This window comes from Stenotrophomonas sp. FR010 (genome assembly GCF_047520755.2).
Lineage (GTDB): Bacteria > Pseudomonadota > Gammaproteobacteria > Xanthomonadales > Xanthomonadaceae > Stenotrophomonas > Stenotrophomonas sepilia.
In genome coordinates this window covers 156515-169752 of record NZ_JAXBQT020000005.1, presented here as the reverse complement: position 1 = coordinate 169752, position 13238 = coordinate 156515, and the positions used below count along the sequence as shown (strand labels likewise).

Below are 13238 nucleotides of genomic sequence, written 5' to 3'. Positions count from 1 at the left end.
ACGAAAATGAAATTCCGTTCATCTTTCCCACTTTGCCGATTCCGGTTGTTGGTGAGGATTTGGCATCATTGGGGCATTGATCCGTCGACAGGGCATGAGGCCATGAAACGTTCCCGCACCACCGCGCTGCTGCTGATGAGCGCTGCGCCGCTGCTGTTCACCGCCTGCCAGAAGGAGCCGGAGGTGAAGGTGCAGGAAGGCCTGTACACCTCCGTCGAGGCCTGCACCGAGGCCACCGGCGACCCGTCGTCGTGCCGCAATGCCTTTGCCGAAGCGCAGAAGCAGGCCGCCGATGCGGCGCCGAAGTACGCCAGCAAGGAAGCCTGCGAGAAGGATTACAAGCCGGAGCAGTGCGTGCAGCAGCACACCTCGGCCGGCACCTCGTTCATCGGCCCGATGATGATGGGCTTCTTCATGTCGCAGATGCTGAGCAACCGCGGCGGCCTCGCCCCGCAGGCGCCGGCGTCGGCACCGGCTTACCAGGACAAGAACGCTGGCTGGGCGCGCCCGGCACCGGGCGGCACCGGTGGCCTGAACACCGCCAGCGGCATCGGTGCCGGCAAGGCCGGCCTGGCGCCGGTCACCAGCGAGCCGAACCGTGCGGTCACTGCCAGCCGTGGTGGCTTCGGCAACACCAGCGCACGCCGCAGTACCAGCGGCAGCTACGGCGGCTGATCGACCCATGCAGCGCATCCGGATTGCCGCGCGTGCCCAGTGGCGGGCACGCGCGGAGGAAGCGGGTTTCCGTTTCCATACCATCGATGGCCAGCCCTACTGGGATGAAAGCGCGTACTACGCGTTCACCCTGCGCCAGATCGAACAGGACATCGAAGACCCCAGTGCCGAGCTGCACCAGATGGCGCTGGATCTGGTCGGTGATGTCATCGGCAGCGAGCGGTTGATGGACCAGCTGGCGATTCCGTCGCATTACCGCGACTGGATCGCCGACAGCTGGCGCCAGCGCCAGCCGCACCTTTACGGCCGCCTGGACCTGGCCTACGACGGCACCGGTCCGGCCAAGCTGTACGAGCTGAACTACGACACGCCGACCTCGCTGTTCGAGGCCAGCTTCTTCCAGTGGCAGTGGCTGGAAGACCAGCGCAACGCCGGCCGCCTGCCGCAGCATGCCGACCAGTTCAATGCGATCCATGAGGCACTGGTCGAGCGCTTCGGCGAACTGGCCACGCAGCTGCCGCCGCCGCTGTACTTCAGCGCGGTGGGAAGCTCGGAAGAAGACCGCGGCACGGTCGAGTACCTGCGCGACTGCGCGTCGCAGGCCGGCCTGCATGGCCAGGCCATCGCGATCGAGGACATCGGCCTGTCCGAGGATGGCCGCTTCACCGCGCTGGATGATTCGGTGATCGGCACGCTGTTCAAGCTGTATCCGCTGGAAGACCTGATGGCCGAGGAATTCGGCCGCGCGCTGCCCGCTTCGGGCGTGCAGCTGCTGGAGCCGGCGTGGAAGGCGGTGCTGAGCAACAAGGGCATCCTGCCGCTGCTGTGGCAGCGCAACGTGGGCCATCCGAACCTGCTGGAGGCGCACTTCGATGACGGCAGCACGCTGGCCCCGGGCTGGGTGCGCAAGCCGCTGTTCTCGCGCGAAGGTGCCAACATCGAGATGCACCTGGCCGATGGCAGCACCCAGCGCAGCGACGGTCCCTATGACGGCCCGGCGATCATCCAGCGCGCCCATCCGCTGACTCGCTTCGAAGGTGGCTACCCGCTGATCGGCAGCTGGGTGGTGGGTGACCACGCCTGCGGCATCGGCATCCGCGAGGACGACAGCGCGATCACCCGCGACAGTGCGCGGTTCGTGCCGCACGCGATCGTCGACGAGGCGCCGACGCGGATCTACGTCTGATGACGGTGCGGCGTTGGCCTGGCCGGCATGGGCGTGCCACGCCCGCGCCGGGCCGGCATTTCGATGACGGGCGCAGCCTGCAGGCCTTCGCGGACCGCGTCGCGGTGCGTTGCCACCGCTGCGATGCCCCCGGTTGGGTGATCGCCCGCTGGGAACCCTATCGATGGACCGCGCGTTTCCGCTGCACCGCTTGCAGCGCTGCATTGGGCAGCGGCGACTGGGTGGGTGCGGTCCGCATTCTGGGCCGCCAGCCCTGTGGATTCTGCGGGCATCAGTGGCTGCATGTGTGTCGGCCGATTCCCGCCGGCATCCCCGCGCCTGCCTCCTTCCCCGCCCGATGCGCACAGTGCGATCGCAGCACCGAGGTCACGGTGTTGACGCGTCCCCTGCGTGACGCCGAGCCTGCCGATCCGCATTTCGGTCTGCCGCTGCGCCTGGTCGAATCGACCCGCGCGGGCCTGCTGTGGGCCTACAACGCCGAACATCTGCAGGCACTGCACGAATACGCGGGCGCGTCGCTGCGCGAGGGTCGCGGCCATCATCGATCCATGTTCTCGCGCCTGCCGCAGTGGATGAAGCTGGCCCGCAACCGGGTGCTGCTGCAGCGTGCGGTGGAGCGGTTGCAGCGGCGCTTGCTGCAGGGGTAGGTAGTGCCGGCCGCTGGCCGGCAGCCGAGCATGGGCTCGGCGCTACAGACAACGCGATTCGTGTAGAGCCGAGCCTGCGCTCGGCTCAGAGCAGCCCTTCGCGCTTCACCGCCAGGTAGCGCTCCACCAGCGCGCCGGGCAGGGCGTCGGCGGTGACGTCCAGCACCATCACCTTCTCGCTGCGCAGCGCTTCGTGCGCCTTCGCGCGCTGCTGCAGGTACAGCGCCGCGGCACCGGCCTGGGTGGCGTCTTCCAGTGTCTGCACTTCGCCCTCCAGCACGCCGTCCAGCTCGCGCTCGCGCAGGCTGGCCACGCACACCAGGTGGCGCCGCTGCAGCAGGCGCACCGCCGCCAGCAGGTCTTCGATGTCCTCGTCGCGCACGTTGCTGACCAGCATCACCAGTGCTCGCCGGCGCTGGCGCAGCGACACCTCGGTGGCAGCGGCCAGGTAATCGGTGGCCACCGCGCGTGGCTGCAGGTCGTAGCTTGCGCGCAGCAGGTGCTCGACCGTGCCCATGCCGCGCTGCGGCGCGACCCAGCGGCGTTCGCCACCGGCAGCGAACAGGCCGGCGGCATCGCCCTGGCGCAGCGCCAGGTAGGCCACAACCAGCGAGGCATTCAAGGCATGGTCGAAGTGCGAGAGCCCGCCTTCGCTGGCCAGCATGCGCCGGCCACTGTCGAGCATCAGCAGCAACTGCTGGTTCTTCTCGTCCTGGTACTCGCGCGAGATCAGCTTGCGCGCACGCGCGGTGGCCTTCCAGTCCAGCTGGCGCAGGCTGTCGCCGACGCGATACTCGCGCATCTGGTGGAAGTCGGTGCCTTCACCACGGCGGCGCTTCACGTGTGCACCGACCAGCCGCGAGGCCTGGTCGGCACTGAACAACGCAAAGCGCGTGAGCGGCACGAAATTCGGATAGACCCGCACGTCCAGTACGGGCGGCAGCGTGCGTTGCTGCCACCACAGGCGCCACGGCGAGCGCATGCGCAGGTGCACGCCTTCGAAGCGGAAGTGCCCGCGCTGCAGCGGCTGCAGGTGATAGTGCAGCGTGGAGGCGCTACCGGCCCGCAGGCGCACGCGCTGTGGCAGCGATTCCAGCGGCCAGCCGCCGGGGACCAGGTCGAACACCTGCACCGTCATCGCTTGCTCGGCCTGCAGCCGCAGCGCCGCCTCGCGGCGCACGCCCAGCGCCAGCGCTTCGGGCAGTTCGCGCTGTACCTGAGGCGACGGACGCCGCGATTGCCGCCACAGGTCGAACAGCGCAGGCAACGCGATGGCCGCCGCGGCCAGCGCCCAGCTCCAGCGCGGCAGCAACCCGCCCAGCACCAGGCTGCCCAGGCCGGCCCAGGCCAGCAGCAGCGCCAGCAGCAGCGGGGCAGGCCTCATCGGCGCGGTGCTTCCACCTTGGCCAACAGTGCGCCCAGCACGTCGTCGGCGTCCTGGCCTTCGATCTGCAGCTCCGGGGCCAGTGCAATGCGGTGGCGCAGCGCCGGGCGTGCGATGTCGCGCACGTCGTCCGGCGTGACGAAGTCACGGCCGGCCAGCACCGCCTGCGCACGCGAGGCACGCACCAGCGCGATGCTGCCGCGTGGGCCGGCGCCGACCGCGACGCCCGGCCACTGCCGGGTCGCCGCCACAATCCGCACCGCGTAGTCGATCACTTCGTCATCGACGGTGATCGCCGCGGTCGCACGTTGCAGTTCCAGCAGCTCGCCAGCCCCCAGTACACGCGGCACCTGGCTCAGGTCGAAGTCGCTGGCGGCACGGCCACTGGTGATCGCGATCACCATGCGCTTCTCGTCCTCCAGTTGCGGGTAGTCGATCAGCACCTTCAGCAGGAAGCGGTCCAGCTGTGCCTCTGGCAGCGGGTAGGTGCCTTCCTGCTCCAGCGGGTTCTGCGTGGCCAGCGCCATGAACGGCGGCGCCAGGGTGAACGCCTTGCCTTCGATGGTCACCTGGCCTTCCTGCATCACTTCCAGCAGTGCCGACTGGGTCTTGGCCGGCGCACGGTTGATCTCGTCGGCCAACAGCAGGTTGGTGAACACCGGGCCACGGCGGATCCTGAAGCTCTCGCTCTTCGGGTCGTACACCGCATGGCCACTGACGTCGCTGGGCATCAGGTCGGGGGTGAACTGCACGCGGCCATAATCCAGCTCCAGCGCCTGCGCGAGTGCCCGCACCAGCAGGGTCTTGCCCAGCCCGGGCACGCCCTCGATCAGCACGTGGCCACCGGCCAGCAGCGCCACCAGGATCTGGTCCAGTACATCGGCCTGGCCAATGAAGGCGTGGCCGACGGCATCGCGGATGGCATCGACGCGTTCGATCAGGCGGGCGTTGGCGGCCGCCGGCAGCTCGGGGGCTTCGGTCATAGCAGGGATCTCATCTGGAGCAGCAAGCGGATGCGCTCGCGCAGGGCGGAGGAATCGTGCGGCGGAGGGGGCGTGAGCGCGCTGGCAACGCGGTCTTGCGGCCACTTCAGCAGTTCGGCGATGGCCTGTTCGCGGGGGGCGCCCTCCAGTGCTGCAGCCACCGGTGCGCGCAGGCGCAGGCGATGCAGGAACAGGGCGAGCACGGCGTGGTACAGGCGCGCGCCGTGGCCGAAGCGCAGCAGCAGCTCGCCGCTGGCCCGCACGTGTTCCAGCAGCGAGCGGCGTTCCAGCACCGGCGACGGCAGGCGGCTGCCGAAGCGTTGCGAACGGCCCCACAGCCAGCCCAGCAGGGCCAGCAGCAGCGGCGCCCACACCGGCCAGCCCTGGTAGAACAGGCGCGCCCACAGCGACGGCGGGCGGCTGGCGTAGACCAGCCAGAAAGTGCCCTTGCCGTAGTTCGGATCGAGCAGATAACGAGTCAGGTCGCGGTGCGAGAGATCGTGCAGGCCGTCGCTGGCCTTGCCCGCAGCCGACGCCAGGCGTGCTGCCGGCGAATCCACCTCGCCGCGCATGAACTCCATGTCGGCCAGCACGCTCACCTTGCCCTGCCCGTGGCGCAGTCGCGCGAACACCAGGTTGCGCTCGTTGCCCCAACGCCGTTCGGCGTGTGTACGGGCGGCAAAGCCCAGCGTGAAGCGGCGACCACCGCAGAACTCCACATGGCTGGGATCGTCGATGACGTGGAACGGCTGGCAGTCGCTCTGCTGGTACAGGCTGTCCACGCCGAGCTGGTCCAGCAGCGGTCCCTGCGTACTGCTGGCGTCGTCCTCTGCGGGTGGCGGCGTACGCACCAGCAGATGGCCACCACCATCGACCCAGGCCAGCAGGGCCCTGGCCGCCGGTGCCGGCAGTTCGCTGCTGTCCTGCAGCAGCACCACCGTATCGCGCGGACCCAGCGCCATCTGCTGCAGGTCCAGCCGCGGCCGCGAGTGCACGTCGATGCCATCGGCGCGCAGTGCCTGGCCAAGCACGTACAGCGGGTTGTAGCCAGCTTCGCCCTGCGGCGGCAGCTGCACGGTCTCGGTCACCCGCTCATGCGTGCGCAGAAAGAGGATCGTCAGCGGTACGCCGAGCAGCACCAGCCCGCCCAGCAACAGCGACCAGAACAGGCGCGGGCTCATGCCAGCCACCGGTATTGCTGGCGCAGCGTGTCGGCCAGTGCATCGAAATCGGCGCGGCTGGGCAGGCGGCCACCGTAGGCGGCGTACTGCCACATGCGCACGATGCGCGCGAACAGGTCACGGTCGGTGGCATCGGGCATGCGCCGCGAGGCGCGCAGGCATTGCGCTTCGGTGGCACCGGGCGGAAGCGCGATGCCGCTGCGCTCGCCCACGGTGCGTACACTGGCGCGGTACAGCAGGGCCAGCGCCTGACGCGGCCGGCCCTGGTCCCACAGCAGGCCGGCCTGGGTGGCCACGTCCGGCGGCAGCACGACCGGCAGCTCCACCTGTTCCTCCTCCACCTGTGGTGCAGCCTCGGCCTTGCGCCGGCCACTGCCGCGCAGCCACGGCAGCCACAGACGGGCGGTCAACAACAGCACCAGCAGCAGGACGCCCAGCAGGCCCCACAGGCCCCACTCGGCCAGGCGCGCCAGCCAGGCAATGCCGGCCTTGCGGTTGCTGCGCTCGCCCTTGCTGCTGCCGTCGCTCTGCAGCGTCTTGTCTTCCTTCTTTTTTTCCTCGGCCTGTTCGATCGGCTTCCAGCGCGTGACCTGGCGGGTCGGGCGCTGCAGCGGATCCTCATAGGCGCGGTTCACCGCCTGGCGGAAACCGGCGGTGTCCACCGGCGCCGCACCGAAGATCATCGCCGGCGTATTGGCCGGATCGTTGGCCGCAGTGGCGGGTTCTTCCGCACGTTCCTCGTCCTCTTCGGCATCGTCGGCCTGCTCAGCGACTGTCTGCGCGTCCTGCGCATGCACTGGCGCGGAGGCCAGCGGCAGGGCAAGGCACAGCAGCAGCGCCAGCGTCGATGCTGCCGGCAGCAGCCGCTCGCGCAGGCGGCGCAGGGCGATCTCCACGTCCCACGCTTCCATCTGCGTACGCCGGTTCAAGTACAGGCCGAAGCCGGCGCCGACATAGAACGGTCCGATCAGCACCGATGCCAGCCAGCACGCCAGGTTGAAGCCCAGCTGCGCCCAGGCAGGCGTGTCCTGGCCGATCATGTCCCATGCGGCACGCCATGATTCGGACATCAGCTCCAGTGGCATGAACATGAACACCGCGCCGATCGCACCGGACACCAGCACCCCTTCAAAGGCCATGCAGGCCACGGTCAGCACGACGGCGGCGCCTGCGGCACCGGCCGCCACGGCGCGGCGGCGTGCACCGCGCTGGGCCGGCGCGTTGCCTTCCAGCAGGTTCACCGGCAGGCACAGGCTGCGCAGCACGCTGAAGCGGCGCCAGCCCAGGTAGCCCCAGAAGCCTGCATTGCCCCAGCTGCGCTGCGCGCGCAGCGCTGCCAGCGCGCCCACCGGCTCACCGAAGATGCCGCGCGACAGCACGTACAGCGGTGCGCGCTCGAACAGCGGCTTGCACCACCACATCGCCAGCCAGGCCCAGCCGAACGCATCCAGCCACCAGCCCAACGCGTTGAAGATCACGAACAGCGGCGCACTGGCCAGCAGCCAGCTGCCCCATACCGCACGTGCGTGGCGGCGCGACAGGGCGCTGCCCAGCTCCATTGCTTCCCAGCCACTGCGCGCGCGCAGCACCACGTCCAGGCGGTCAATGCGCATTGCCGCCTCCGCGCCCGCCGCGCCACAGCCACAGCAGCACGCCGGCCCACAGCACGCCGGCCACGCTGAACTTGCCCCACGCCGGCACTTCGGCAATCGACGACCAGAACGCTTCGATGAACGCGGCCACCAGCAGCATGAACGCCACGCCCAGGCACAGCCGGGCCCCGATGCGGCCGCCTTCGACCAGGGCATCCAGGCGGCTGCGCCGGCCGGGGGCCAGCAGTTTCATGCCCAGCTGCAGGCCGGCACCGCCGGCGATCACGATCGCGGTCAGCTCGAACGCACCATGGCCTGCGACGAAGCGCCAGAACGGATCGCCATGGCCGATGTGCTGCAGGTGGCCGGCCACTGAACCGATGATCACGCCGTTGAACAGCAGCACCAGCAGCGTGCCCAGGCCGGCCAGCAGGCCACTGGCGAAGGTACGCAGGGCGATGCTGATGTTGTTCAGGATGTAGTGGCCGAACATCATCCAGTCCGTGCCGCTGTCACGCCCGAGGCGTTCGGCCGCTGGATCGTACATGCGCTCCATCTCGGCGATCTGGCGGTTGTCCATCACCATGTGGATCAGGTCCGGGTAGAGCTGCGCCAGCACGAAGCAGGCCACCGCCGGCAGCGCGAACATCGCCAGTGCCACCCACATGCTGCGCGCCTGGCTGCGCACCAGCAGCGGGAAGTCGGCCACCAGGAATTCAAGTGCACCGCGCCAGCGCGTCGGCGGCGTGCGGTACAGCACGCTGTGGCCCTGCTGCATCAACTGCTGCAGGCGCTGCACCAGCTGCGGGCTGTAGCCGCGCTCGCGGGCCAGTGCCAGCTGCTGGCACAGGCGCCGGTAGCGCTGCGGGAAGGCGGCGTCGTCCACTGCCAGCGCGCTGGCCTTGCGCCGCGTGCGGCGCGCAGCACCAGCACGCAGCAGCAGCCAGTGTTCCAGGTCCTGCCATTCCTGCTGGTAGCGGGCGACGAACTGTTCCTGCTTCATCGTCGCCCCAACAGCCAGTTGGCCATGGCATACAGGCGCAGTACGCCGACCTGGCCGTGGGTGCCGGTCAGCGGTTCTGCGATGCCGGCCAGTTCCTGCTGGCGGGCCGCCGACAGCCGTGGCGCGCGCTCGGCGAAGGCCATCAGCGCGGCCTGCTCTTCCGGTCGCAGCGGCTGCGGCGGGGCCAGCACGCTGTCGATGGTGGGCGGAGGCGGCAGGTACAGCACGGGCGCATGCACCACCACGGTGCCGGCCACCAGATCGCCCAGGCGACGGCCATGGGGATCGAACAGGCTGCTGATCAGGCCCAGTGCATAGCCGAACGGCAGCATGTCCACGGTGCGCAGCAGGTTGCGGGTGATGGCAGCCATCCAGCCTACCGGCGCGCCATCGCGCGCAAGCACGCGCAGGCCCAGCGCGCGCTTGCCGAGGGTACGACCCCACAGCGCTTCGCAGACGATCGGGTAGGCCCAGTACACCAGGAACATCAGCACCAGGCCGAGCCCGGAGCCGAACGAATCCAGCAGTGCCAGTGGAATCGACATCACCACCAGTACCGCGATGCGCACGCCCAGATCCACCAGCCACGCCATCGCCCGTGGCACCGGGCCGGCTGCCGGCAGCTGCAGCGGCACACCCTCCGGCGTCACCACCTCGCGGTAGGTATCGAGCATCGGTGCGGCCATCAGTGCGATAGCCTTCGTTGTGGGCGCCGGAGTCCTCTCCGGCAGGCAGCCACAGGCATGGGGGGTCTCGACAGGTCCTGGTCGGGCCCAGACTTTAGCAGAGCCGCATGGCGGCGTTGGCTGCTCAGCCCAGGTATTCGTCCTTCAGCCGCACGTAGTGGTCGGCCGAGTAGTGCAGCGACTCGATCTCCTTGTCGCTCAGCGTGCGCGCCGGGCGGGCCGGATTGCCCACCCACAGCTCGCCTTCGCCGACCACCTTGCCCGGGCCGACCACCGCACCGGCGCCGACGAAGCCATGGCGCTCGACGCGCGCACCGTCGAGGATGCAGGCGCCCATGCCGATCAGGCTGTAGTCGCCGATCGTGCAGGCATGGATGATGCAGCCGTGGCCGACGGTCACGCCTTCGCCGATCAGGGTCGGGTAGCCGGCCTTGTTGTAGGGGCTGTGGTGGCTGACGTGGATGATGGTGCCATCCTGCACGTTGGTGCGCGCGCCGATGCGCACGTGATTGACATCACCGCGGATGACCGAGCCCGGCCACACCGATACGTCCTCGGCCAGCTCCACGTCACCGATGACGGTGCAGGCAGGATCGATGTACACGCGCTCGCCGAGGACGGGCATCTTGTCGCGGAAGGGGCGCAGCGGTTTCATAGATGTCTCCGGAAATCAGGGCGTTCGCGACGATGATACCCGTGTGGTAGTGCCGGCCGCTGGCCGGCAACCACGGAAATCCAGGCGTGCCGCGCGGTTGCCGGCCAGCGGCCGGCACGACCGGAAGCAGCTGCGGCTCTTCATGCCGGGGCGTGCTTGGCCAGCACCTGCCGGAACAGCTCATCCAGCCACGCCGCATCACCGTGTCCAACGGGCAGCTGTGGCGCCTGCGCAGTCCGGGTGGCCAGCTCACGATCGATGAAATCGCTGATCGCCGCGATGCGTGGTCCGGCATTGACCTCGGCACTGGCGCGTTTCACTACCAGCAGGGCATCGATGGCTTCACGCACCGGGCCATGCGGCAGCAGTCGATCCAGCAGATCCTCGAAGGCCATCGGCGGGGGAGTCTGCTCGTGCTCGATCCACTGGCAGGCCAGCAGTGGGCGCAGCACGTACAGGTACTTCTTGGTGCGTACCGTTTCGCCACGCAGGTAACCGCGATGGTTCGAGCGCGCCATGCTGAAGTAGTGCCACCACGTGCCCAGCGGCGAATAGAAGGACTTTGCTGCCTCCCACAGCTGCGCCACGGCGGCGTCGTCCTGCCGGTACACGATCGGCGAACGCAGCCATTCGATCAGTGTCGGATTGGATTTTGAGACCAGCCGCAGTGCCTTGCGCAGGTCCCAGCCGCTGACGTCGAGCTCATCGTCGATCGGCAGTTCGATCACATCGCGCTGCGCTTCGCCGGGACCGGTGCTCTCGTTGACGCTGAGATACCACGGCTGGCGATGCACGTAGATGAAGCGTGCGTCGTAGTCGCTGTCCGGCGAGGAAAAGCCCCAGCCACGGCTACCCGACTCGCAGGCCAGCAGCACGCGTACGTCGTAGCGCTGTTCGATGTCGGCCAGGGTGGAAAGGATGGCGGCGCGCTTGTCCGGCGCGATCGGATGAATGTCGTCCATGCAGTCGTGTTCGTAATGTCGAGCGTGCTCGACTGTAACGCAGGTGCGCACGGGTAGTGCCGGCCGCTGGCCGGCAACCACGGAAATCCAGGCGTGCCACGAGGCTGCCGGCCAGCGGCCGGCACTAACGGCTAGGGTTCGTAGCTGTAGCCCATGCCATACACCGAACGGATCGGTTCGCCTTCCATGCCGGCGTCAGCCAGCTTGCGGCGCAGGTTGCGCACGTGGCTGTCGACGGTGCGGTCGACCACCACGCGGTGGTCCAGATAGAGGCGGTCGAGCAGCTCGTCGCGCGCCCAGATCCGGCCCGGCGTGGCCAGCAGCGTGCGCAGCAGGCGGTATTCGACCGGGGTCAGGTCCAGGCCCTTGCCGTTCCAGGTAGCGCGGGCTGCCGGTTCGTCGATATGCAGCCCGCTGTTGGCCCGCGCAGCGGGGTCCGGGCGGTAGCGACGCAGCACCGCCATCACCCGTGCGACCACTTCGCGCGGACTGAACGGCTTGCAGATGTAGTCGTCGGCACCGATGTCCAGGCCCAGCAGGCGGTCGATCTCTTCCACCCGTGCGGTGACCATGATCACCGGTACATCGCTGCTGGCGCGCAGTTCGCGGCACAGGTCCACGCCATCGCGCTGTGGCAGCATCAGGTCCAGCAGCACCAGGTCGGGCTGGTAGCGCGCGAAAGCGTCGATCACCTGACCGCCATCGTCCACCCATTCGCTGGTCATCCCGGCGGCGGCCAGGTAGTCGCGCAGCACCGAGGCCAGGCGTGGCTCATCCTCGACGATCAGGATCTTCGCGGACGCGGCGGGGGACGGGCTCATGCAGGCTCCGGCAGGGTGATGACCACGCGCAGCCCGCCCAGCGGCGATGGCTCGGCGTGGATGAGGCCGTGGTGGGCGAGGATGATGTTGTGGCTGATGGCCAGGCCAAGCCCGCTGCCGCCACTGGCCCGGTTGCGCGAGCTCTCCACCCGGTAGAAGCGCTCGAACAGAAGCGCGCACTTGTCGGCCGGCACGCCTGGCGCGGTGTCCTCCACGATCAGCTGCACGCCGGCAGGCACGCGCGCTGCCTGCACGCGTACGCGGCCCCCGGCGTGGGTGTAGCGCAATGCGTTCTCCAGCAGATTGGCCAGCACCTGCTGCAGGCGTCGTTCGTCACCGGATACCTGCAGCGGTGTGGCGGGCAGGTCCTCCTCCAGTGCCAGTCCCGCCGTTGAGAAGCGCACGCGCATGCCATTGAGCTCGCTGCGCAGCAGCGCCGCCAGGTCCAGCGGCGCGAAGCGGTAGGCCAGGCCGCCGGACTGGGTCATCGACAGGTCGTGCAGGTCGTCGATCAACTTGCCCAGTTGGCGGATCTCGCCCTGCAGGGCACCGAGGTTGGCGCGGTCCAGCGGGCGGATGCCGTCCTCGATGGCTTCCAGTTCGGCACGAACCACCGCCAGCGGCGTGCGCAGTTCGTGCGAGATATCGGCGATGAAGGCACGGCGGTTGCGCTCGGTGTCGTCCAGCGCCTGCGCCATCCGGTTGAAGTCGTTGACCAGTGCATCCAGCTCGTCATCGCTGGTGCGCTCGATGCGGGTGGCGTAGTCGCCAGCGGCGAGCCGGTGGGTGGCCGCCGCCAGTTTGGCAAGGCGCTGGCGCAGCGCGCGCGATACCAGCCAGGCCAGCAGCACCGTCACCAGCAGCAGCGCGATGCCGATCACCCACCACGCACGCATCTGGGTGTTGTAGAAGTTCAGGTCGTTGGTGGCGATGACGGTCTGGAACGGCACCATGCCCAGCCAGCCGACCGTGTGCCCGTCCACCTGCACGGCGTGCGGCTCGTCGTCGCTGGTGGCGTCCGGGTTGCCGGCTACGAACCGATGCTGTGCATCGAACAGGCCCAGGCGGGAGGGAACGCCGGTCTGGTCGGACAGCGGTGGCACGGGCCCCTCGTGCCCATGGGCCAGATCCGGGCGCAGCAGCCGCGCCCAGCGGTCACTGTCGCCGCGCAGGTGCTCCCAGCCGCCGTGCGCACTGTACTCGCGCTGCAGGTGCGGAATCACGCGCTGCATGCGCAGGTCGCCCTGGTCATTGAGGTAGTCCAGGAAGCCGGTCTGGAACGCCACGCGGCTGGCAATACCGTTCACTGCCAGCACCAGCAGGCAGGCGGTGAAGATCGCGAGGAAGGTCTTCGCGGTCAGGCCGAATTTGAGTCGAATCTTCGCCATCGCGGGGCCATTAGCGGCGCATGCGGCGCCGAAAGCAAGCGCCCGCTGAGCCGGTCGCACAATCTCCATATTCTC

At 68.9% G+C, this 13238-nt stretch carries 13 protein-coding genes; 3 read left to right on the top strand and 10 right to left on the bottom strand.

Translation table 11 applies throughout. The features are described from left to right. Positions 1-102 precede the first annotated feature (102 nt). Genes ACM0PK_RS06750 through ACM0PK_RS06740 form a run of 3 tightly spaced genes read left to right on the top strand, consistent with a single transcriptional unit; the run spans position 103 to position 2508 of the window. The gene (locus tag ACM0PK_RS06750; protein ID WP_005420172.1) at positions 103-675 is read left to right on the top strand and encodes a DUF1190 domain-containing protein; all 573 of its coding nucleotides are present in this window, start codon (positions 103-105) and stop codon (positions 673-675) included. 7 nt (positions 676-682) lie between these two features. Beyond that, positions 683-1861: a glutathionylspermidine synthase family protein gene (locus ACM0PK_RS06745; RefSeq protein WP_414606919.1), complete on the top strand. Its 1179-nt coding sequence runs from the start codon at positions 683-685 to the stop codon at positions 1859-1861. Then, the gene (locus ACM0PK_RS06740; RefSeq protein ID WP_414606920.1) at positions 1861-2508 is read left to right on the top strand and encodes a hypothetical protein; all 648 of its coding nucleotides are present in this window, start codon (positions 1861-1863) and stop codon (positions 2506-2508) included. The genes ACM0PK_RS06745 and ACM0PK_RS06740 overlap by 1 nt, the downstream gene beginning before the upstream one ends. An 85-nt stretch (positions 2509-2593) precedes the next feature. On the opposite strand, the gene ACM0PK_RS06735 is transcribed toward ACM0PK_RS06740, so the two are convergent. From ACM0PK_RS06735 to baeS, 10 genes are all read right to left on the bottom strand, one after another. Further along, on the bottom strand, positions 2594-3892 hold the full coding sequence (locus ACM0PK_RS06735; protein ID WP_414606921.1) for a DUF58 domain-containing protein: 1299 nt from the start codon (positions 3890-3892) through the stop codon (positions 2594-2596). Beyond that, positions 3889-4875, bottom strand: a complete 987-nt coding sequence (locus ACM0PK_RS06730) for an AAA family ATPase (RefSeq protein ID WP_414606922.1) — start codon at positions 4873-4875, stop codon at positions 3889-3891. Before ACM0PK_RS06730 ends, ACM0PK_RS06735 begins: the two co-directional genes overlap by 4 nt. Next, positions 4872-6056 (bottom strand): DUF4350 domain-containing protein, encoded by a 1185-nt coding sequence (locus ACM0PK_RS06725; RefSeq protein ID WP_188241440.1) that lies wholly within the window; start codon positions 6054-6056, stop codon positions 4872-4874. The genes ACM0PK_RS06730 and ACM0PK_RS06725 overlap by 4 nt, the downstream gene beginning before the upstream one ends. Continuing rightward, entirely contained in the window at positions 6053-7669 is a 1617-nt protein-coding gene (locus ACM0PK_RS06720) for a DUF4129 domain-containing protein (RefSeq protein ID WP_414606923.1), read from the bottom strand. Before ACM0PK_RS06720 ends, ACM0PK_RS06725 begins: the two co-directional genes overlap by 4 nt. After that, complete coding sequence (locus ACM0PK_RS06715; RefSeq protein WP_065177881.1) at positions 7659-8651, bottom strand: stage II sporulation protein M; 993 nt, start codon at positions 8649-8651, stop codon at positions 7659-7661. Before ACM0PK_RS06715 ends, ACM0PK_RS06720 begins: the two co-directional genes overlap by 11 nt. Further along, positions 8648-9337 (bottom strand): RDD family protein, encoded by a 690-nt coding sequence (locus ACM0PK_RS06710; protein ID WP_088497023.1) that lies wholly within the window; start codon positions 9335-9337, stop codon positions 8648-8650. The genes ACM0PK_RS06715 and ACM0PK_RS06710 overlap by 4 nt, the downstream gene beginning before the upstream one ends. A 124-nt stretch (positions 9338-9461) precedes the next feature. Continuing rightward, complete coding sequence (locus ACM0PK_RS06705; RefSeq protein WP_414606924.1) at positions 9462-9992, bottom strand: gamma carbonic anhydrase family protein; 531 nt, start codon at positions 9990-9992, stop codon at positions 9462-9464. A 140-nt stretch (positions 9993-10132) separates the two neighbouring features. Next, complete coding sequence (locus ACM0PK_RS06700; RefSeq protein WP_414606925.1) at positions 10133-10954, bottom strand: nucleotidyltransferase domain-containing protein; 822 nt, start codon at positions 10952-10954, stop codon at positions 10133-10135. 131 nt (positions 10955-11085) lie between these two features. Beyond that, positions 11086-11775: a response regulator gene (locus tag ACM0PK_RS06695; protein ID WP_065196827.1), complete on the bottom strand. Its 690-nt coding sequence runs from the start codon at positions 11773-11775 to the stop codon at positions 11086-11088. Beyond that, positions 11772-13163: a sensor histidine kinase efflux regulator BaeS gene (baeS, locus tag ACM0PK_RS06690; RefSeq protein WP_414606926.1), complete on the bottom strand. Its 1392-nt coding sequence runs from the start codon at positions 13161-13163 to the stop codon at positions 11772-11774. Before baeS ends, ACM0PK_RS06695 begins: the two co-directional genes overlap by 4 nt. Positions 13164-13238: the final 75 nt, after the last annotated feature.

Coding starts and splice junctions, on each gene's coding strand:
- ACM0PK_RS06750 (WP_005420172.1), top strand. CDS start 103: ATGAAACGTTCCCGCACCACCGCGCTGCTGCTGATGAGCGCTGCGCCG.
- ACM0PK_RS06745 (WP_414606919.1), top strand. CDS start 683: ATGCAGCGCATCCGGATTGCCGCGCGTGCCCAGTGGCGGGCACGCGCG.
- ACM0PK_RS06740 (WP_414606920.1), top strand. CDS start 1,861: ATGACGGTGCGGCGTTGGCCTGGCCGGCATGGGCGTGCCACGCCCGCG.
- ACM0PK_RS06735 (WP_414606921.1), bottom strand. CDS start 3,892: ATGAGGCCTGCCCCGCTGCTGCTGGCGCTGCTGCTGGCCTGGGCCGGC.
- ACM0PK_RS06730 (WP_414606922.1), bottom strand. CDS start 4,875: ATGACCGAAGCCCCCGAGCTGCCGGCGGCCGCCAACGCCCGCCTGATC.
- ACM0PK_RS06725 (WP_188241440.1), bottom strand. CDS start 6,056: ATGAGCCCGCGCCTGTTCTGGTCGCTGTTGCTGGGCGGGCTGGTGCTG.
- ACM0PK_RS06720 (WP_414606923.1), bottom strand. CDS start 7,669: ATGCGCATTGACCGCCTGGACGTGGTGCTGCGCGCGCGCAGTGGCTGG.
- ACM0PK_RS06715 (WP_065177881.1), bottom strand. CDS start 8,651: ATGAAGCAGGAACAGTTCGTCGCCCGCTACCAGCAGGAATGGCAGGAC.
- ACM0PK_RS06710 (WP_088497023.1), bottom strand. CDS start 9,337: ATGGCCGCACCGATGCTCGATACCTACCGCGAGGTGGTGACGCCGGAG.
- ACM0PK_RS06705 (WP_414606924.1), bottom strand. CDS start 9,992: ATGAAACCGCTGCGCCCCTTCCGCGACAAGATGCCCGTCCTCGGCGAG.
- ACM0PK_RS06700 (WP_414606925.1), bottom strand. CDS start 10,954: ATGGACGACATTCATCCGATCGCGCCGGACAAGCGCGCCGCCATCCTT.
- ACM0PK_RS06695 (WP_065196827.1), bottom strand. CDS start 11,775: ATGAGCCCGTCCCCCGCCGCGTCCGCGAAGATCCTGATCGTCGAGGAT.
- baeS (WP_414606926.1), bottom strand. CDS start 13,163: ATGGCGAAGATTCGACTCAAATTCGGCCTGACCGCGAAGACCTTCCTC.